The following is a 20,344-nucleotide window of genomic DNA, read 5'->3' on the forward strand; positions in this document are numbered from 1 at the left end:
TTAAGGCATTACCGTACGGCTAATTGGATTTTGTAGAGAAATAAGTGTTTCTGTTGACTGAATGGCTTCTATTGCCTGTATTTTATTAATCAGCACATCTTGTAAGTGATCAATGGACTTTGTCATTACCTTTATAAATATACTGTAGTTACCTGTTGTGTAATAAGCCTCTACCACTTCCTCCAATGCTTCTAGCTTTATAAGTGTTTGTGGGTAGTCACGTGCGTTATTTAAATTAATACCTATAAAGCAACACACATCGTAGCCTAGCTGTTTAGTATTAATCGTTAATTGGGTGCCTGTAATGATTCCTGCTTGCTTCATTTTTTCAATTCTTACGTGAATTGTCCCAGCGCTTACATTAAATCTTTTTGCTAATTCGGCGTACGCAGTACGGGCATTTTCCATTAATGCATGAAGTATCTGTTTATCGAGATTATCGATTAAATAATTTTCCATTATATTTTTATCATAAAATTATCGAATATATGATTTTTATACCACTTAATTGATGGTTTTAATATGTTAAAGCTATTTTTATTATGGGATATTGAATTAATACATCAAATCGTTACATTAACCTCATTAAAGGCGCTCATTAGGGCGCTTTTTATCAATTAAGCAAGTAACAATAACTGGGAATGAGGCCAATTATTATGAGTTCACACTATGTGCAGCAACAGCAGCAAATAAGTAAAGTTAAGCAATTTTTTTCACAGCAACTTGAAACCCAACTTGGGCTGGTTGAGGTTCAAGCCCCTATTTTGGCTAAGGTTGGCGACGGTACGCAAGATAACTTAAGCGGCCATGAAAACGCAGTTGCTGTAAATGTGAAAGCGATTACAGATAGCCGCTACGAAGTGGTGCATTCACTGGCTAAGTGGAAACGTAAAACACTAGCAACTTATGGCTTTGGTGTTGGTGAGGGTATTTACACTCAAATGAAAGCTTTGCGCCCAGATGAAGATTCATTAAGTCCTATTCATTCTGTATATGTTGATCAATGGGATTGGGAAAAAGTAATTAATGAAACTACAGAGCGTTCGCTGGCAACACTAAAGCAAACTGTTCAATCTATTTATAAAGGGATAAAAGAGACGGAAGCTTTTGTAAGTGAGTCTTATGGTTTGACGCCTTTTTTACCGGACGACATTAAGTTTGTGCACAGTGAAGAGCTACGTAAAATGTACCCTGACTTTAGCGCTAAACAACGCGAAAAAGCCATTGCACAAGAATATGGTGCTGTATTTTTAATTGGTATTGGTGGCGCGCTTGGTGATGGCAAAATCCATGATGTAAGAGCCCCAGATTACGATGATTGGTCTACGCCAACATGCGATCAATACATGGGTTTAAATGGTGATATTTTAGTATGGAACCCAGTACTTGAAGACGCCTTTGAAATTTCATCAATGGGTATACGCGTAAGTCCTGAAGTTTTAAAAGCGCAGTTAAGGGTTACTGGAGATGAAGACCGCTTAGAGTTTGATTGGCATAAAGCGCTACTACAAAGTAAATTTCCGCAAACAATTGGCGGTGGAATAGGGCAGTCGCGCTTGGCTATGCTCTTGCTACAAAAGCAGCACATTGGTCAAGTACAAGTGGGTGTATGGCCGCAGCAAACACATGCTGAGGTAAGCGGTTTACTTTAAATGTGAATAAATTTGAGTGCTCAATAGAGCACTCAGTTATTAGCTTGTTTTGAACTCTATTTCAATTTTGTTATTCAAAAGTTTAACGTTGCACGGAGGGTAATTGCGGATTGTTTTAAGTACTTTATCAAAAATATGAATCTCTACACCTGAATGCAAAACAGAATTTACCGCTAAATTAGCGTCGTTAAGTAAATCGTGTAAGTCGTGATCTAAGTTTGAAAGACGTTTTTCTAATTGCTCTGCCTGCTCACAATAATGCTTTTGAGTAGCACCAATTTTAGTAATTAATATTTTTTTCTTTTCGGCATCTTTCACTAAATCAGTTTTTTCTAGCGCTGCTTGCAACGTGTCTAGCTGTGCATCTGTTTTAGCTAAGTCTTTAAAGCAATTATCAGTATCTGCTGTTATTTCGGCGCCAGAAGCCGCTAGGTTAATAATCATTTTAGCGCCTGATTCATTCCCTATTTCGCCAGCAATGAGGGTTGTTGCATCGAGTATTTCGCCACCAAATATTTTACCCTTAGGTAAGTCGGATTGACCAACTTGCAGTAAGCGTTTAGCTTTCATTACACAGTGGCTTGTTTGGCGATCAATAAAAATATTATTTGCTTCTAGGTAGCAATACTGTGAATGAGATACGCGAATATCACCTCGTGCAATAAGCTTACAAGACAGTGATTGTTCGTCGGCTTTTTGATGGCCAATAATGCCTTGTTTAACGGTGATGTTTCCGCCTGCGGTAAGCTCTCCAGATTCAACCGTGCCAAATATAGTAATATCGCCTTTGGCTGTTACTTTCATTCCAGGGTCTATATTGCGGGTAACAATAACACTGCCTTGAAAGTCTATGTGGCCGCTTTTTACGTTTACATCTGAAATGGTAAAAATATCGTCGACACGCATACCATTATTAATTTCAACCGGAACACCTGCAATAGTAGAGACTAGTTCAAGCGGGTTCAGCTTTGATATTTCGGTGCCTTCGCCTGCCACTAATTGTTTATTTTCTCCGGGTTTTGCGGGCAGTATGTCACCTATTACGGTGAAGCCTTCTTTACCAGGGGTTGCTGGTTGTTGGCGAATAAGCACAGAGCCTGGCTCTACGCTTGCAAGCTTGCCAAAGTCGCGCATATCCACGCTGCCATCTTCTTTGAGCTTGGGGGTTTTTAAACGGTCTTTTAAAGTCTCTACAGTTGTTATTAGTTTAGTGGCCAAACCATCACTTGGTAGTCTGCCTTTAGCTAATACTCCCTTAACAACAGAACCCGCTGTATGCTCAAACTGTTTTTGCAGTAGCAACTCTAAAAATGCTTGCTTATAGCCACGCACAATTCCTGCTTTAACGAGTTGTTTTTTTGCATCTTCTAAACTTAATAATTTTCCGCCTTGGGCAAGGGTTAGCTCGCCAATGGCCAGCATTTTATCGTCGCTAATTGTTACATTTAAAGTGGCATTGTGTTTTGTTGCTACAACCAGAGTGTGTTGTGTGTTTTCGTTTTTAAAAAAATCATTAATAGCGTCATGATCTATTTTGCAGTCGCAAAAAGCTGACTTTTCGAGAGCCTCTAAAATAAATGCAGCGCTGGGAGGAATATGTTCTTTTACATCAAGTAAAACATTTCCATTGTTGGCAAGCTTAAACACGAGTTAATCCTTTTTTACTACTTAAGTTAAGTTTGTTTTTTAAAACACAACTACAGATTGCTAGAAATTTACATTTGAGTCAAGAAGTCACAGAGAACGAAGTGCTAAGAGGGAAAGAAAGGCTATAGAGAGGCTCTATAGCCTGTAATACTTAATTGGTAGAAGGAAGTTCCATTATTCCATCTATTTCAACTTGTGCACCTTTTGGAAGTGCACGAACACCTAATGCAGCTCTCGCTGGGTAAGGTTGCTTAAAGTATTGGCTCATCACTTCATTTACAGTAGCGAAGTTAGATAAATCAGTTAGATAAATATTTATTTTCACTAAATCTTGAATTTGCCCGCCTGCTTTTTCACATACCGCAGTGATATTTTTAAATACCTGATGCGTTTGCTCACTAAAGTCTTCTGAAATCATTTCCATCGTTTCTGGCACTAATGGAATTTGACCAGATAAATAAACAGCGGTGCCTACTTTAACTGCTTGGCTGTAAGTGCCAATGGCAGCAGGTGCTTTGTCGGTAGAGATAAATGCTTTATTCATGTGTTTCCTATTTTACTTTTTACGATAGACTTTTTGTACATCAGGCATAACGCGAATGCGGCGCATGATGTTAGCAACGTGGATACGGTTTTTAACGGTAACCCCTAAATCTATCACGTATAAATTACTTTCTTTTTCATCGGTGGTAATTTCTACAATATTGGCTTGGGTTGTAGTAACAACATTGGTTAATTTAGCCAGGGCCCCTTGATGATTAATAATTTCAACTCTCAGAGCTGCAATATATTCTTTCTCTGGGTTATCGTCCCATTTTACAACTAAGTATTTAGAGCGCTCATTTTCCCAGCCACGGATGTTTTTACATTCTTGGCGGTGAACGGTCAGGCCCTTACCTTGGCTTACATGAGCTGTAATAGCATCGCCAGGTACAGGTCGGCAACACTTAGAGTAATTAACTAGCATGCCCTCAGTACCAATAATGGTCGCTTTGGCTTGGCTGGTAATATCAGTTAAGTCGTCACTGTCATTTTGTAATAGGCGTTTGGCAATTAACATGCTCATTAGGTTACCAGAGCCAATTTCTACAAGTAATTCAAGAAGCGTTGTTAGTTCTTGCTCCTCAAGTACTCTTGCTATATTTTCATCAGCAATGCTATCTAGTTTGTTTTCACCTAATGCTGAATCAAGTAAGCGGCGCCCTAAAAGCATAGCTTCTTCATGATGCTGACTTCTAAGGTAATTACGAACGCCCAAACGCGCTTTACCAGTAACAATAAAGTTTAGCCATGTTGCATTAGGGTGGGCACCTGAGCTTGTTATTATCTCTATAGTTTGCCCTGTATCTAAGGGCCTACTTAAAGGGTGCGGCTTGCGATTAACGCGCGCGCCTACACAGGTGTTGCCTACATCTGTATGCACGGCATAAGCAAAATCGACTGCGGTAGCGCCCATCGGTAGCTCAACAATACGCCCATCTGGTGTAAATACGTAAATTTCTTCTGGGAATAGCTCAGTTTTTACATTTTCAATAAATTCAAATGATGAACCCGCACTTTGTTGAAGCTCTAATAAGCTCTGCATCCACTGGCGAGCACGTTGCTGCGAAGTATTACCTGCACCATCACCTGCTTTTTTATACATCCAATGCGCCGCTACACCTTTGTCGGCCATATGATCCATATCGTGAGTACGAATTTGAATTTCAACAGGTATACCGTGTGGACCAACTAATGAAGTATGAAGCGATTGGTAACCGTTTGTTTTTGGTACTGCAATATAATCTTTAAAGCGTGTTTCAATAGGTTTATAAAGACTATGAGCTACACCTAATACACGATAACACGTATCCATAGAGTCAACTGCAATTCTAAACGCGTAAATATCCATAACTTCGTTAAATAGCAGTTCTTTATTAAGCATTTTTTTATAAATACTATATAAATGTTTTTCACGGCCTGACACAGTTGCTTTAATGCCTGATTCTTCAAGACGTGCTTCTATTTCATGCTGGATATTAGTAATAACTTCTTTGCGATTACCGCGTGCTTTAGCAACTTCCGATTTAAGTGCGCGATGACGCATAGGATATAAAGCTTGAAAACCTAAGTCTTCAAGTTCATTTTTAATATCGTGAATACCTAAGCGGTTTGCAATTGGTGCGTAAATTTCTAGTGTTTCACGCGCTATTCTGCGGCGCTTATCTGGGCGCAATGCGCCTAAAGTACGCATGTTATGTGTTCTATCAGCAAGCTTGATTAAAATGACTCGAATATCCTGAGTCATTGCCATAATCATTTTGCGGTAGTTTTCAGCTTGGAATTCTTTTTTATCTTTAAAGCTAAGCTTATCGAGCTTACTCACACCTTCAACTAGCTCTGCAACAGTTTCGCCAAATATCTCGGCTAAATCTTGTTGACTAAAATCAGTATCTTCAATTACATCATGCATTAGCGCGGCCATGAGTGTTTCATGATCAAGATGCATGCCTGCAAGAATTTGGGTTACTTCTACTGGGTGCGTTATGTAAGGTTCGCCACTCGAGCGAGTTTGTCCTTCATGGGCCTCTCGGGCTACCACGTAAGATTTTTGAACCAGCTCTACATCAGCAGCGGGCAAGTATTCTGAGATTTTCTTTTTAAGACCTTCAAAAAGATACATTCACACTCCAATGTTCTAGGGCCTGTTGACCTTTCAGGATTAAAATTTGTTCAATCTAGGGGCGATTTAATTGCGGCGCGAGGTTTTTAGCCTAGCGGGCTAAGTAAAAATCGAGCAACAAAGAGTAAAGTGCCCCTAGGCAGAACCCTTTAGGCAGCGCATGTTTTGCATTTATGCTGCGTTATCGCCTATTTATGGGGAATAACCACACTACATAGGCTCTGCCTTGCCTAAATACCAAACATACTACTGCAAATTTAACCTCGAAAGATAAACAGCCCTAGTGAAGCAAATTAGGTAAGCTACGAATATACGATGAAAAGAGAGGATTGCCAACGGCTATAGTAGAAATACTGCGCCGTTGGCTAAATCAGACCGGGAGGTCGATTATTGGTTGCCACCAACAATAGCAGCAACAGCAGCTAATTCAGCTGCTTCTTGGTGTTGTTGTTCTTCACGGTCAATTAAGTCCATTGAAGAGCTATCAACTAAACCTAGTTCAATTTCACGTAAAGCAACTACCGTTGGCTTATCGTTTTCAGGGTCTACTAGTGGAGTTTTACCACCAACAGCAATTTGGCGGGCACGACGAGCCGCAACTAAAATTAAGTCAAAACGATTACCAACTGCATCTACTGCATCTTCAACTGTTACGCGGGCCATCACAGCACTCCAAAAATAATTTAAATCAAAGACGTAGTTTACTGCAAGCAGCCACTTTCGCCAATAGCCAGTGTTCAATTTTTATCAGTTTTACTTGTCTAAGCATGATTTAAATAGACTTAAATTATTTAAGCAGGCTATTTAGTAAAACTTGATGGCGTTCTTCTTGCGCTTTTAGGGTTAAGCGCTGAGCCATTACAATCATTTCTATGTCGCCAAGCGCAGTCTCAAAGTCATCATTAACAATTACATAGTCGTATTCGTTATAATGTGATGTTTCAGATTGTGCTTTTGCCATACGAGAGGCAATAACCTCGGCCGAATCTTGGCCGCGATTATTTAAGCGTTGCTCTAACTCTTCTTTTGAAGGAGGTAGTATAAAAATTGTTTTTACGCTTGGCATTATTTCGCGCACTTGTTGCGCGCCTTGCCAATCAATATCTAAAAACACATCAATACCCGCATCAAGTTGCGACTCAATAGCCTGCTTTGATGTGCCGTAGTAATTGTCAAACACTTGGGCCCATTCAAAAAAGTCATCTTTGGCAATAAGCGCTTTAAACTCATCTGTAGATGCAAAGTGATAATGCACACCATTTTCTTCGCCTGGGCGAGGGGCGCGAGTTGTATGTGATACAGATACTTTCATATCAGCGTGCTTTTTTAATAACGCATTGATTAAGCTTGATTTACCAGCACCTGAAGGGGCTGATAAAATAAATAAGTTACCGCGAGTTTGTGCCATACTTTTCTCTACCTAAAAATAAACAGGCTTGGATTACAAGTAAACCAAGCCTTTAATTAACTACATTGTACTTTAATTAGCTTACCTTGCTCAAGTTAGACGTGCTCAAGTGAGCCATGCCCAAATTGAAGTGGCAGTGTTAGACTTTAAATAAAATTGCAATTTAAAATTGCCAACAGAACTAGCCGCTAGATATAAGTATTTGATAAGGTGAAGTATCACCTATTAAAGGAGCCTTTATGCTTAATAAAACCTTATTTACCGCGCAACAAGTAAGAGATAATGAAGCTTTAGCGGCTAAAAATAGTCATTGCGATTTATTTACCTTAATGCAGCGGGCAGGAGAGGCTGTATATAAGCAATGGCAGTTATTTGATGCACAGCATACATTAGTCATTGTTGGCCATGGTAACAACGCTGGAGACGGTTACGTTGTAGCTAGGCTTATTATGCAATCAGGTAAAAAGGTAACAGTATGCGCTGCTGAACCCGACAAAACATTAAAAGGTGATGCTGCAAAAGCTCAGCAGCTATGGATAGAAGCGGGTGGGGTGGTTTCTCATTTTACAAAAGATGCTCTTAATGAGTACGATATCGTTATTGATGCGCTCCTTGGTACTGGGCTTAATAGCGCCGTACGCGATAATTTTGCGAATATAATTAACGCTGTAAATAACAGTGGTAAGCCCGTAATAAGCATTGATATTCCATCAGGCATTGAAGCAAATACAGGACAGCCTTTAGGGTGCGCAGTACAAGCTACTTCAACCGTTACTTTTGTAGGTATAAAGCAAGGGCTCACAACGACGGCAGGTAAACAATATAGCGGTAAGTTAGTTTTTGATGATTTAGCAATTGGCGATGCGTTTACTTGTATAGCTCAATCATCAGGAATCTTGATAAATATTAATAGCTTTAAAGGAATAGCCACGCGGGCAATCAATAGTCACAAAGGCAGCCATGGCAAGCTTTTATGTGTGGGTGGCAATCAAGGTACTGCAGGTGCAATTAGGTTAAGTAGTGAAGCAGCTCTTAGAACGGGTGCTGGCATGGTAAGGGTGTATACACACGAAAGCTCAATAACGCCTATTAGTATTGGCAGACCAGAGCTTATGGTAAGCAGTAATAACTTACATCAAGCGCTAGAGTGGGCAAGCTGCGTTGTTATTGGCCCAGGGCTTGGGCAAGACGAGTGGGCACAACAAACATTCGATGAAGTAATGCAATATTGCCAAAACAATAAAATGCCATTGGTTATAGATGCAGACGCCCTTAATTTACTCGCTAAGCAAGCCTCATCGTATATGTTAGAGCAATGCGTACTTACGCCACATCCAGGCGAAGCTTCGCGACTGCTAAGTGTTAGTACCAGCGACATAGAATCAGACCGCTTTAATTATGCCCGCCTTTGCGCCAAGCGCTATAACGCGACTTGTGTATTAAAAGGCGCAGGAACATTAATAGCTAATGCCCAGCACACGTGGGTGTGTGAAGATGGCAACCCAGCACTGGCCGTTGGCGGCAGTGGCGATGTACTCACTGGTATTATTGGGGCATTACTTGCTCAAGGTTTAAATATTGATGAAGCAGCACGCTATGGCGTAACACTGCACGCTAAAGCCGGTGATATCGCAAGTGAGCGAGATGGGCAAAGGGGAATGCTACCCAGTGATCTATTCCCAATTGTAAGAGAGTTAGTTAATAAAGTGACGTGAGTTAAAGCGTCACTTTACATAACTAATTATTAGGCTGCAGTAAATCCCACTTTGTACCATATAGGTCTTCAAAAACCACTACGGTGCCATAGGGTTCTACTCTAGGCTCTTCGTTAAATGTAACGCCTTTAGAAAGCATTAAATTATAATCTCGCCAGAAATCATTAGTATGCAAAAATAAAAACACGCGACCACCCGTTTGATTACCAATAGCACTGATCTGTTCGGGTGTTGTGGCTTTAGCAAGTAGTAGATTAGTCCTGCTCGAATTAGCCCTGTTTGAATTTGGAGGTGAAATTAACACCCAGCGTTTACCATCACCTAAATCAGTATCTTCGACTAACTCAAAATTAAGCTTTTGAGTATAAAACTCAATGGCATCGTCGTAGTCCTTAACAACTAATGCAATGCTGCCGATATGCTGTTGAGCGTTAGTCATGTTTGGTTTACTCCGTACTATTAAATAAATGTGCTTTTTATCATATTAGTTAGCGACTACGCAGGGTATATGCTCGTAGAGTGTAATTTTAACTAACTTGTAAGTTCGTCTTCATCATCTTCATCATCGGGTGGATCACCTGAGTCTTCTTTGCGTTTTCTTTGTTCTTGTTTTGCTTTTTGTACATTTTCGTAGGTAGGTGGTGGGATAGGAATAATAGAAATAAGCGGAAAGAATGCTAAAAATAAATAAGCCCCCTTAGACATACTTTTACCCCACGTGACCATTTTGAGCATAGCCCAAACTACGAATGAAAATAACCCAGTCACAAGAGCAACAAAAACAAAGAAGATGAATATTTCGTTATTATTTAATAAATCCATTTAATATAAATCTTAGTTATACGTAACTTAGGTATGGGTATAAATTAAACAATATCAATGATTTTTATTCTAAAAAGCAAAAAACCAGCCGAAGCTGGTTTTTTATATAAGCGAGGTGCTTAAACGGTGATATTTATTACATCATTCCGCCCATACCACCCATTCCGCCCATGCCACCCATATCAGGTGCACCAGCAGATTCGTCTTTAGGGATTTCAGCTACCATTGCTTCAGTAGTGATCATTAGACCCGCAATAGACCCTGCAAACTGTAGTGCAGAGCGTGTTACTTTAGTTGGATCTAGGATACCCATTTCAATCATGTCGTTGTATTCGCCCGTTGCTGCGTTGTAACCGTAGTTACCATCGCCGCCTTTAACTGCGTTAATTACAACTGATGCTTCGTCACCTGCGTTAGTTACGATTTGACGAAGTGGTGCTTCCATCGCACGAAGTGCAACTTTAATACCGTGGTTTTGATCTTCGTTGTCGCCAACTAAATCAACTAGCTTGCTAGCAGCACGTACAAGTGCAACACCGCCGCCAGGTACTACGCCTTCTTCAACCGCTGCACGAGTTGCATTTAATGCATCTTCAACGCGGTCTTTTTTCTCTTTCATTTCGATTTCAGTAGCAGCACCTACTTTGATTACTGCAACACCGCCAGCTAGTTTAGCCATGCGCTCTTGAAGTTTTTCTTTATCGTAGTCAGATGTAGCTTCTTCAATTTGTGCTTTAATTTGAGAAACACGACCAGTAATACCTGCTTCTTCACCAGCACCATCAATGATAGTTGTATCATCTTTAGTGATAATTACGCGTTTAGCTGTACCTAGGTCTTCAACTGTTGCTTTTTCAAGCTCTAAGCCGATTTCTTCAGAAATAACAGTACCGCCAGTTAATACAGCAATATCTTGTAGCATTGCTTTACGACGATCGCCAAAGCCAGGTGCTTTAACAGCTGATACTTTAACAATACCGCGCATGTTATTAACTACTAATGTAGCTAGTGCTTCGCCTTCAAGGTCTTCTGCGATGATTAGTAGTGGTTTACTTGCTTTAGCAACCGCTTCTAATGTTGGTAATAATTCACGGATGTTAGATATTTTTTTATCTACAAGTAGAATAAATGGGTTATCTAGTTCAACAGTGCCTTTTTCTGGGCTGTTGATAAAGTAAGGAGATAAGTAACCACGGTCAAACTGCATGCCTTCAACAACATCTAGTTCGTTTTCAAGTGATTGACCTTCTTCTACAGTAATAACACCACTGTTGCGGCCTACTTTTTCCATTGCTTGAGCAATGATATTACCAATCTCTTGATCAGAGTTAGCTGAAATAGTACCTACTTGTGCAATTGCTTTAGTATCAGAACAAGGAACAGATAACGCTTTAAGCTCTGCAACAGCAGCAATAACTGCTTTGTCGATGCCGCGCTTAAGATCCATTGGATTCATGCCTGCTGCAACAGCTTTAAGGCCTTCATTAACAATAGACTGTGCAAGTACTGTAGCGGTAGTTGTACCATCGCCGGCTGCATCATTGGCTTTAGATGCAACTTCTTTAACCATTTGTGCGCCCATGTTTTCAAACTTGTCTTCAAGTTCGATTTCTTTTGCTACAGATACACCATCTTTAGTGATAACTGGAGAGCCAAATGATTTGTCTAGTACAACGTTACGGCCTTTAGGACCTAATGTAACTTTTACTGCGTTTGCCAGGATGTTTACGCCAGTTAGCATTTTAGCGCGTGCGTCACCTGCAAAAAGTACTTCTTTTGCTGCCATGTTTTAAATTCCTCTAAATTCTTAAATGTTTATAAACGAAAAGTAGGTTTAGCCTACAATGCCTAAAATATTATCTTCACGCATGATCAGGTACTCTTGACCTTCGATCTTTTCAACTTTTTCAACATATGAGCCAAATAACACAGTGTCACCGGCTTTAACTTCTAACGCTCTCACGTCACCGTTATCTAAAACGCGACCATTACCTACGGCTACAACTTCTCCGCGAGTTGATTTTTCAGCTGCAGAGCCAGTTAATACAATACCGCCAGCAGATTTTGTTTCTTCTTCTAGACGTTTAACGATTACGCGATCTTGTAAAGGACGAATGTTCATGTTTTTTAGTTCTCCTAACAGTTTCTGAACAGTACAGAAAAAAGCTTTTCTAATTTGCATTCATTAATGGGGGTAGAGTGTAAAATTCCAAGAGAAAAAATGATAAATTTTTAATCTTTTCGCTCATATTCGCCATCAATAGTCGTTGGTCGTTCCATTTGCCCTTGCTCTCGTTCAGCATGTTGCTGCCCAGCAAACGGCGATGGCCCTTGTTGCCTACCTGCGCTCATTCTAACAGTTGCTTGGCTAGCAAGGCCTGCGGCCAGTTTGTTACGAATTGCAGGCGTTAATAATAGTAACCCAAACACGTCGGTCATAATGCCAGGGGTAAGTAATAATACCCCTGCAATTACAACGCATATTCCGGTAAATAATTCTTTGGCTGGCATTTGCCCTTGCGCCATTTGCGCTTGTACGTTTTGCAGCGCACCCATACCTTGTGTTTTAACCATTTTGGCACCTAAAATCGCGGTAATAACAACAAGTGCAATTGTTGCAAATCCGCCAATCACATCGCTTACTTGAATCAGTAAGGCGATTTCGATAATAGGGATGATGATAAACAACACAAATAAAAATCTAAACATAGCGCTCTCTAAATAATGACACTCAAAAGAGTTGATGAAATATAAATGAGGGTGACTAGGTCTCTTTTCAAGGTTAGGGCATAGGTATAGTCATTTTACTGATATTTAAGCGTCTACACATTGTATCGGCTATCAGATACTATGAAGCTAGACACTGTCCAATAAGAATAGGTTCATAATGACTACGCATTTTAAAATGATTTTTACGACCTGCAAAGACGAAGCAGAAGCACGCAGCCTAGCAAGGGCGTTGGTAGAAAAAAAGCTAGCAGCTTGTGTAAATATTTTACCTAACATGGGCTCTATTTATATGTGGGAGGGCGAAGTAGCAGAAGCAACTGAAGCCAAGCTACTTATAAAAACAAAAGCAGATAAAATGAACGATGTGTTTTTAACAATAAAAGAGCTACATAGCTACGAAGTGCCGGAGATTCAGGTTGTAGAAGTTTCAACTGGTAATTTGGCGTATTTTAATTGGATGGACGAGGTACTGAATTAATGCGTTTTTTCTTTTTATTGTTGATTACATTATTAACCGTACCCGTAAAGGCTGCGACTAATAATGTGCTTGGTGATCTACTTGGGCCTCCGCAACAGACTTTTTTACCTGTAGACCAAGCGTTTGTTTTTGATTTTGACCAACAAGGCAGTACCTTGTTTGTAGGTTGGGATATAGCGCCAGACTATTATTTATATAAAAAGAAAATAGAAATTATCGCCAAAGGTGCAAACATTCAAGTAGGCGACTCCGGCAGTGGCGAAATTATTGAAGATGAATTTTTTGGTAAAACAGAGGTTTTTTTTAATTCCGCGAGTGTTATTAGTAAGCTAAGTAATGTAACCGAAGGCGCCGTGGTTAAAGTTCGTTACCAAGGCTGTGCAAAAGCAGGGCTTTGCTATCCACCAGAAGTAATTAGCATCCCACTTAGTGTTATTAGTGGCGCACAGGTTAAAAATGTAGATCAAAATAGCGCTACCGATGAAGCGGCAACAGCGCAAAGTACATTTGCAGCACTCAACGAGCCAGCTACTGAACCTACAACAAATTCGGATGATACCGAAAAAGAACTTACTTTTACTGAACAGTTAGCAAGTCAGGGCTTAATAACTAATTTACTTATATTTTTTGTTGTTGGTGTAGGCCTTGCTTTTACGCCTTGCGTATTCCCTATGTTTCCTATTTTGTCGAGCTTAATTGCGGGTCAGCAAAACCTTTCAACTAAAAAAGCGTTTGCGTTGTCGTTTGTATATATACAAGGCATGGCAGTTACCTATGCAGCGCTTGGTTTAGTTGTTGCGGCGCTTGGTGGGCAAGTTCAGGGGTATTTACAGCATCCATTTGTACTAGTTAGCTTTAGTTTACTATTTGTATTATTGGCTATGTCGATGTTTGGTTGGTACGAAATTAAATTGCCAAGTAGTATGATGAGCAAGCTAACCCAAGTAAGTAACAATCAAAAAGGCGGCAACTACGTTGGCGTATTTTTAATGGGCGTACTGTCGGGGTTAATTGCATCACCGTGTACTACTGCGCCACTGTCGGCGGCGCTCTTATTTGTTGCGCAAAGTGGTGATTACTTAGTAGGTGGTTTAACACTATACGTGCTTAGTTTAGGTATGGGGTTACCACTTTTATTACTTGGTACATCTGGCGGTAAGTTGCTTCCTAAAGCAGGTGGTTGGATGGAGCAAGTTAAAACCTTGTTTGGCTTTGTAATGCTTGTTGTGCCGCTTATATTACTTGAGCGCCTAATCAGCGCCGACATTATATTATTAATGGCAGGTGTGCTTGCATTAGCAACGGCACTTTATCTACATCACTGGCAAAGTAGCCAAACACAAAGCAAGTTAAAAACTGCATTATGGTTTGCTGCAACGCTATTAGTTATGACAGGGTTTACGTTAACTAAAAACTACTTTTGGCCAGTACAAGCTATGCAAGTTAGCTCACAAAGTAATGAGTTTAAAAAGGTGGCGGATTTAGCTGAGCTAAAAGAAGCCGTAGCGCAAGCGAGTAATGAAGGTCGAATGGTTATGGTCGACTTATATGCCGACTGGTGTGTGGCGTGTAAAGAGTTTGAGCATTACACGTTTCCAGATGCCAAAGTGCAAAGTGAATTTAGCCATTATCAGCTAATTCAAGTTGATTTAACTAACAGTGACAATAAAACAATTGAGTTAATGGAAGAGTACACCGTGTTTGGTTTACCTAGTATTTTGTTTTTTAACACCCAAGGTAAAGAGCTAACTACACAACGTGTAACCGGCTTTTTAAACGCAGAAGATTTTGCTAAACACCTTGCTACAGTGCGCGCCAGCGCACAATAATAGTGCAATAGAGCCACTTGGTTATATTAAGTGGCTTACGACTCCCTCCTAGTTGTTCGTTCCCAAAATAGAGATTGGACCAGTATTTTGCTGCTATTTACATCGAAATCACTATAATAGTTGGTTAACGTGAGAATTTGTTGCTACATTACTTTTTCTGCTTACTTAAAAGCGAAAAACTACTTAGCAACCGCTTAACTCATTACTTATAGGATATATCGCGTATTATGGCTGCAAAATTTAACCTTTTAGTTATAAATGGTCCAAATTTGAACATGCTTGGCAAACGTGAACCGGATAAATACGGTTTTCAAACGCTAAGTGAAATTATGAGCGAACTAACCAGTGCCGCTGATAGTCTAGATGTTGAGTTAGCACATTTTCAAAGTAATAGTGAGCAAGCCCTCATTGAGCGAATACACAGTGCTTGGCAAGCGGTTGATTACATAATAATTAACCCTGCTGCATTTACGCATACAAGCGTTGCATTACGTGATGCATTGCTAAGTGTTGATATTCCGTTTTTTGAAGTGCACTTAAGTAATGTGCACGCACGTGAAGCCTTTCGTCATCATTCGTATTTTTCTGATGTGGCACAAGGCGTGATATGTGGATTAGGTGCAATGGGTTACCACGCAGCATTAAATGCCGCTGTGAGCCGGTTGAAAAACTCGATTTAATTTTAAATTAACACACAAACAAACAGGCGGGTCGTGTAATGGATATTCGCAAGATAAAGAAGCTTATCGAATTAGTAGAAGAATCAGGTATTGCTGAGCTAGAAATCACTGAAGGTGAAGAGTCAGTACGTATTAACCGTAACAACATGAGCGCAGGCCCTGGTTACCCGCAATTTGCTCCACAGCAATATGCACCGGCGCCAGCAGCCCCAGCTCCAGTTGCAGCAGCTCCTGTAGCAGTTGAAGCAGCAGCTCCAGCAGAACCTACTGGCCATCAAGTTAAATCACCAATGGTTGGATCTTTCTATGCAGCAGCGTCTCCTGAAGCTCCAGCGTATGTAGAAGTTGGTCAGCAAGTTAAAGTTGGCGATACGCTTTGTATTATCGAAGCTATGAAAATGATGAACCAAATTGAGTCAGATAAAGCCGGTACAGTAAGAGCTATCTTAGCTGAAAATGGCGAGCCAATAGAATTTGATCAACCTCTATTCATCATTGAATAATAGCGTAACCTAAAAGGCCAACTCTAATGTTAGATAAAGTAGTCATTGCAAACCGAGGTGAAATTGCACTTCGTATATTGCGCGCCTGCAAAGAGCTTGGGATCAAAACGGTTGCTGTGCATTCAACGGCGGATCGCGATCTTAAGCATGTATTGCTTGCAGATGAAACCATCTGTATTGGTAGACCATCAGCAACTGAAAGTTATTTAGATATCCCGCGCATTATTGCTGCGGCTGAAATAACTGACGCTGTAGCGATTCATCCAGGTTACGGTTTCCTTGCAGAAAACGCTGATTTTGCCGACCAAGTTGAGCAAAGTGGTTTTGTATTTATTGGTCCAAAAGGTGACACTATTCGCCTTATGGGTGATAAAGTTTCTGCTATTTCAGCAATGCGTAAAGCAGGCGTTCCATGTGTACCAGGGTCTGATGGTCCGGTATCAGATGATAAAGAACGTAACATGCAAATCGCCAAACGAATCGGTTACCCGGTAATCATCAAAGCCGCTGGTGGCGGTGGTGGTCGTGGTATGCGTGTTGTTCGTAGCGAATCTGAACTTATTGATTCAATTGCATTAACACAGCAAGAAGCTAAGCAGTTCTTTGGTAATAGCATGGTTTACATGGAGAAATTCCTTGAAAACCCACGCCATATCGAAGTTCAAGTATTAGCCGATGGCCAAGGTAATGCAGTACATTTAGGTGAACGTGATTGTTCTATGCAACGTCGTCACCAAAAAGTAGTTGAAGAAGCACCAGCGCCAGGTATTACTGCAGAAACACGTAAATTTATTGGTGAACGCTGTACACGTGCATGTATCGAAATCGGTTACCGCGGTGCAGGTACGTTTGAGTTTTTATACGAAAACGGCGAGTTTTACTTCATCGAAATGAATACACGTATTCAGGTTGAACACCCTGTAACTGAAATGGTTACTGGTATTGATTTAATCAAAGAGCAGTTAAAAATTGCTGCCGGTCAACCATTATCATTCACGCAAGACGACGTTGTTATTCGTGGTCATGCTATTGAGTGTCGTATTAATGCTGAAGACCCTGAAACGTTTATCCCTTCACCGGGTAAAATTACACGTTTCCATCCTGCTGGTGGCTTAGGTATTCGTTGGGACAGCCATATTTACGCTGACTATACGGTTCCACCACATTACGATTCAATGATTGGTAAGTTAATCACTTACGGTGAAAACCGTGACGTAGCTATCGCCCGCGCGCGCAATGCACTTAACGAGCTAGTAATTGACGGAATTAAAACTAATACTCCTTTGCATAAGAGAATTCTTGCAGATGAAAACTTCCAAAATGGTGGTACTAACATCCACTATCTTGAGAAGAAATTAGGATTGTAATTCTAGCCTGTAAAAAGGCGTTTTATCTTAGTTAATAACCCGAGTTATTAAGCTGATTTAAATAATTAAAAATCCGATATCAGGAGACTGATATCGGATTTTTTAATGCCTGTAATTTAAGTTTTATAGGCAATAAAAAAGTCCATAAAATATACTGCAAAGAGTAAATTCTATGGACTCAATATTTATATAATATGTTGAACTAACATTACACTAATTTAGATTCAATTAACTGTAGTGCTTCTTCTAAAATTGTTTCTACTGCTTTTTTAGCGCGCTCAGGATCGCGTGACTTTATGGTCTCTAAAATATCAGCGTGCTTGGCAACATCTGCGCCCGGTACACCTTTAATGTGGTTTGTATAACGAATACTTACTCTAAGGGCAGTACTAATAAACTCAGTTAACTGCACAAAAAAGCGATTGTTACTGGCCACTAATATGCTGGTATGAAAAGCAATGTCGGCTTCTAATGGGTCGTCTAAGCCTTCGTCTGCTTCAGCCATACGGGCTAAGGCATTATCTATATCAGCGAGTTGTTCTGCAGTTGCATTTAGTGCTGCAAGAGCGGCCGCTTGTGGTTCAAGGGCAACGCGTACTTGAGTAAACTCTTTTAATAACGACAGTGATGGCTTGCTGCTTAAAATCCAACGAAGTACGTCGGTATCAAACATGTTCCAGCTACTTTCAGGTAATACACGAATACCTTGCTTAGGACGCGATGAAATTAATCCTTTAGCAGAGAGCATTTTTACCGCTTCGCGGGTAGCGCTGCGACTTACATCATACTTTATACATAAATCGGCTTCAGAAGGCAGGCCTTCGCTTACAGGGTAAACACCACGCACAATAGCAAAACCCAAATCGTGGGTTAATTGTTGTGTTAAATTTTGACGGGGTTGGCTTTTCATTGCGCAGGATTCCGAGTTGATATATTGCTTTATTATATATCATATATCATATTAATGTACTTAAGGATATGATATAAACTTTTAATTAGTTAAATATTTTAGCACAGCAATAACAACTTAGTTTGGCTCTTTATACTGTAAATGTAAGTTTATAAAGGGTTTAATTAAAATTGAAAATGCGCTGTATGGAGAGTTGAATTTGAACACCCTAGCTCAATATCATAGTCTTTCTGGTAAAGTTATTTTTATTACAGGCGGTGCATCAGGCATTGGTAGAGCAATGGTTAAATCCTTTGTAAACCAAAATGCAAAAGTAGCATTTATAGATATTGATGATAAGGCAGCGCAATCGCTTATTCGTGATTTACCCAATGCAAAACTATGGTATAGGCAAGTTGATGTAACTGACTCTCATGCACTTCAGCAATCACTTGTGGATGCATGCGCCGCTTTTGGTGCCATTAATGTACTAGTTAATAATGTAGCGAACGATCGCCGTCAAGCAAGCGAAGACGTTACAGTGCAAGACTGGGATCAGTGCTTACAAATAAACTTAAACCCTGCATTTTTTGCCTCTCAAGTTGCTATGTCTTTTATGAAGGGCGATGGAGCGGGCAGTATCATTAACTTTAGTTCTATTAACGCTATTATGGGGCAACCTCAAATGGCAGGCTATGTAACCGCAAAAGCAGGCCTAATTGGTATGACTAAGGCACTGGCTCGCGATTACGGCGAGTTTGGTATTCGCGTTAACGCTATTTTACCAGGGTGGGTGGCTACCGACCGTCAACTAGCAAGCTGGTTTACCGAAGAAGAGCAAGTTAAGTGGATGGAAGCCATGGCGCTTAAAAAATTAGTAACTCCTGAAGATGTTGCTAATTTGGCACTCTTTTTAGCCGCCGATGAAAGCAGTATGATCACCGGGCAAAGTATTAAAATTGACGGTGGGAGGCTTTAAAGCTTGGCTACTTCATCTCTTTTTATTGCTGTTGACTGGGGCACGAGCCATTTACGCGCTTATTTGTGCGAAGTACGAGCGCAATCAACACTTAAACTATTAGCACAACGTGATGGCCCAGGTGTTGTTAAGGCAAATCAAAATTTTGAGCAAACCCTAATCGACACCATTGCAGTGTGGAAGCAAGAATATGGCAGCTTACCTATATATATTGCTGGGCAAATTACCTCAAGCATCGGCTGGCACGAAACGCCTTATTTAGAATGCCCGATTAATCCCGAAGGGTTACTTAATGCTGCTGTTAGCTTTGATTGCGATGGACATATTATTAAAGCGTTACCTGGCACAAAGTGTACGCTGCAAAATAGCTTATTTGATGTAATGCGCGGCGAAGAGCTGCAAATTTTAGGGTTTTTAAAACAAAATCCACAGTATCAACAAGGTAAAATATTATTATGTTTGCCTGGTACACATACTAAATGGGTGCTTATAAACAACGGCGAAATCATTTGCTTTAAAACAGCCATGACCGGCGAGTTATATGATTTGTTATGTCATCAAAGTGTTTTAATTCCTAACGACTGCGCAGAAGGTGAGTTTGACTTTAAAGCATTTGAGCAAGGCTGTGAGCTAACTTTAGGTAGTGATAGCGGTAACTTGGCACATGGTATTTTTAGTGTGCGTACCCGCCAGCTTTCAAAGGAGTTAACGCCAGTGCAAGCTAAAGCCTATTTGTCGGGTGTATTAATTGGCAGCGATGTACGAGCAGCTCGCCACGCTAGCGAATGGCAATTATTAAGTGATACGCAAGTTGTGGTGATTGGCACAAAGCAGCTGAATAAGTGTTTTACTACGGCGCTTAACCAAATAGGTGTGAAGTGTGTTGAGTTTGATATTAAAACAGCGACGCTTAGCGGCTTTAATTATTTATTTAATTTAGAGTCAAAAAAATAAACCCCTTTATAACGGTTAAATTATAAAGG

At 40.3% G+C, this 20,344-nt stretch carries 21 protein-coding genes; 9 read left to right on the top strand and 12 right to left on the bottom strand.

The genetic code is table 11. The features are described from left to right. A complete protein-coding gene (gene asnC / locus JG479_RS00945) occupies nucleotides 1–459 on the bottom strand; it encodes a transcriptional regulator AsnC (protein WP_024595831.1) in 459 nt (152 codons plus the stop codon). A 197-nt stretch (nucleotides 460–656) separates the two neighbouring features. Between asnC and asnA the strand changes: the two genes are divergently transcribed. After that, complete coding sequence (asnA, locus tag JG479_RS00950; protein WP_200219746.1) at nucleotides 657–1,652, top strand: aspartate--ammonia ligase; 996 nt, start codon at nucleotides 657–659, stop codon at nucleotides 1,650–1,652. 39 nt (nucleotides 1,653–1,691) lie between these two features. Here asnA and JG479_RS00955 read toward each other — a convergent pair whose 3' ends face one another. The 5 genes from JG479_RS00955 to gmk all read right to left on the bottom strand — a co-directional run bounded on the left by JG479_RS00955 (nucleotide 1,692) and on the right by gmk (nucleotide 7,369). Continuing rightward, nucleotides 1,692–3,299, bottom strand: a complete 1,608-nt coding sequence (locus JG479_RS00955; RefSeq protein ID WP_149601983.1) for a DUF342 domain-containing protein — start codon at nucleotides 3,297–3,299, stop codon at nucleotides 1,692–1,694. Nucleotides 3,300–3,450: 151 nt separating this feature from the next. Further along, the gene (locus JG479_RS00960; RefSeq protein WP_039488601.1) at nucleotides 3,451–3,843 is read right to left on the bottom strand and encodes a RidA family protein; all 393 of its coding nucleotides are present in this window, start codon (nucleotides 3,841–3,843) and stop codon (nucleotides 3,451–3,453) included. Nucleotides 3,844–3,855: 12 nt separating this feature from the next. Beyond that, complete coding sequence (gene spoT, locus JG479_RS00965) at nucleotides 3,856–5,961, bottom strand: bifunctional GTP diphosphokinase/guanosine-3',5'-bis pyrophosphate 3'-pyrophosphohydrolase (protein ID WP_039488599.1); 2,106 nt, start codon at nucleotides 5,959–5,961, stop codon at nucleotides 3,856–3,858. Nucleotides 5,962–6,348: 387 nt separating this feature from the next. Then, nucleotides 6,349–6,624, bottom strand: coding sequence for a DNA-directed RNA polymerase subunit omega (rpoZ, locus tag JG479_RS00970; protein WP_002958829.1), 276 nt, complete (start codon nucleotides 6,622–6,624; stop codon nucleotides 6,349–6,351). 124 nt (nucleotides 6,625–6,748) lie between these two features. Then, nucleotides 6,749–7,369, bottom strand: coding sequence for a guanylate kinase (gene gmk / locus JG479_RS00975; protein WP_002958830.1), 621 nt, complete (start codon nucleotides 7,367–7,369; stop codon nucleotides 6,749–6,751). 239 nt (nucleotides 7,370–7,608) lie between these two features. On the opposite strand from gmk, the gene JG479_RS00980 reads away from it, so the two are divergent. Then, on the top strand, nucleotides 7,609–9,084 hold the full coding sequence (locus tag JG479_RS00980; protein WP_200219747.1) for an NAD(P)H-hydrate dehydratase: 1,476 nt from the start codon (nucleotides 7,609–7,611) through the stop codon (nucleotides 9,082–9,084). Nucleotides 9,085–9,106: 22 nt separating this feature from the next. Here the strand turns inward: JG479_RS00980 and JG479_RS00985 are convergent, their stop codons facing one another. The 5 genes from JG479_RS00985 to JG479_RS01005 all read right to left on the bottom strand — a co-directional run bounded on the left by JG479_RS00985 (nucleotide 9,107) and on the right by JG479_RS01005 (nucleotide 12,615). After that, nucleotides 9,107–9,523, bottom strand: coding sequence for a VOC family protein (locus JG479_RS00985; RefSeq protein WP_200219748.1), 417 nt, complete (start codon nucleotides 9,521–9,523; stop codon nucleotides 9,107–9,109). Between the two features lie 92 nt (nucleotides 9,524–9,615). Next, nucleotides 9,616–9,906, bottom strand: coding sequence for a hypothetical protein (locus JG479_RS00990; RefSeq protein ID WP_033030484.1), 291 nt, complete (start codon nucleotides 9,904–9,906; stop codon nucleotides 9,616–9,618). Nucleotides 9,907–10,042: 136 nt separating this feature from the next. After that, nucleotides 10,043–11,692, bottom strand: coding sequence for a chaperonin GroEL (gene groL, locus JG479_RS00995; RefSeq protein ID WP_002958835.1), 1,650 nt, complete (start codon nucleotides 11,690–11,692; stop codon nucleotides 10,043–10,045). 48 nt (nucleotides 11,693–11,740) lie between these two features. Next, a complete protein-coding gene (locus JG479_RS01000; RefSeq protein WP_002958836.1) occupies nucleotides 11,741–12,028 on the bottom strand; it encodes a co-chaperone GroES in 288 nt (95 codons plus the stop codon). A gap of 110 nt (nucleotides 12,029–12,138) precedes the next feature. Continuing rightward, nucleotides 12,139–12,615, bottom strand: coding sequence for an FxsA family protein (locus tag JG479_RS01005; protein ID WP_002958838.1), 477 nt, complete (start codon nucleotides 12,613–12,615; stop codon nucleotides 12,139–12,141). Nucleotides 12,616–12,793: 178 nt separating this feature from the next. Between JG479_RS01005 and cutA the strand changes: the two genes are divergently transcribed. The 5 genes from cutA to accC all read left to right on the top strand — a co-directional run bounded on the left by cutA (nucleotide 12,794) and on the right by accC (nucleotide 17,493). Continuing rightward, nucleotides 12,794–13,114 carry a divalent-cation tolerance protein CutA gene (gene cutA, locus JG479_RS01010; RefSeq protein ID WP_002958839.1) on the top strand — a complete coding sequence of 107 codons (321 nt, stop codon included), beginning with the start codon at nucleotides 12,794–12,796 and terminating at the stop codon, nucleotides 13,112–13,114. Continuing rightward, nucleotides 13,114–14,943, top strand: a complete 1,830-nt coding sequence (locus JG479_RS01015; protein ID WP_200219749.1) for a protein-disulfide reductase DsbD — start codon at nucleotides 13,114–13,116, stop codon at nucleotides 14,941–14,943. The genes cutA and JG479_RS01015 overlap by 1 nt, the downstream gene beginning before the upstream one ends. Before the next feature lie 227 nt (nucleotides 14,944–15,170). Next, complete coding sequence (aroQ, locus tag JG479_RS01020) at nucleotides 15,171–15,623, top strand: type II 3-dehydroquinate dehydratase (RefSeq protein ID WP_002958841.1); 453 nt, start codon at nucleotides 15,171–15,173, stop codon at nucleotides 15,621–15,623. Nucleotides 15,624–15,661: 38 nt separating this feature from the next. Further along, nucleotides 15,662–16,126 carry an acetyl-CoA carboxylase biotin carboxyl carrier protein gene (accB, locus tag JG479_RS01025; protein ID WP_002958842.1) on the top strand — a complete coding sequence of 155 codons (465 nt, stop codon included), beginning with the start codon at nucleotides 15,662–15,664 and terminating at the stop codon, nucleotides 16,124–16,126. Between the two features lie 26 nt (nucleotides 16,127–16,152). After that, nucleotides 16,153–17,493, top strand: coding sequence for an acetyl-CoA carboxylase biotin carboxylase subunit (gene accC, locus JG479_RS01030; RefSeq protein WP_002958843.1), 1,341 nt, complete (start codon nucleotides 16,153–16,155; stop codon nucleotides 17,491–17,493). A gap of 208 nt (nucleotides 17,494–17,701) precedes the next feature. On the opposite strand, the gene JG479_RS01035 is transcribed toward accC, so the two are convergent. After that, nucleotides 17,702–18,403 (bottom strand): FadR/GntR family transcriptional regulator, encoded by a 702-nt coding sequence (locus JG479_RS01035; protein ID WP_149594479.1) that lies wholly within the window; start codon nucleotides 18,401–18,403, stop codon nucleotides 17,702–17,704. Between the two features lie 199 nt (nucleotides 18,404–18,602). Here JG479_RS01035 and JG479_RS01040 point away from each other — a divergent pair, with 199 nt between their 5' ends. Both JG479_RS01040 and JG479_RS01045 read left to right on the top strand, forming a co-directional pair. After that, nucleotides 18,603–19,361, top strand: coding sequence for an SDR family NAD(P)-dependent oxidoreductase (locus tag JG479_RS01040; RefSeq protein WP_002958845.1), 759 nt, complete (start codon nucleotides 18,603–18,605; stop codon nucleotides 19,359–19,361). Nucleotides 19,362–19,364: 3 nt separating this feature from the next. Beyond that, nucleotides 19,365–20,315: a 2-dehydro-3-deoxygalactonokinase gene (locus JG479_RS01045; protein ID WP_200219750.1), complete on the top strand. Its 951-nt coding sequence runs from the start codon at nucleotides 19,365–19,367 to the stop codon at nucleotides 20,313–20,315. The last annotated feature ends 29 nt before the right edge of the window (nucleotides 20,316–20,344 follow it).

The organism is Pseudoalteromonas sp. LC2018020214 (assembly GCF_016598755.1).
Lineage (GTDB): Bacteria > Pseudomonadota > Gammaproteobacteria > Enterobacterales > Alteromonadaceae > Pseudoalteromonas > Pseudoalteromonas distincta.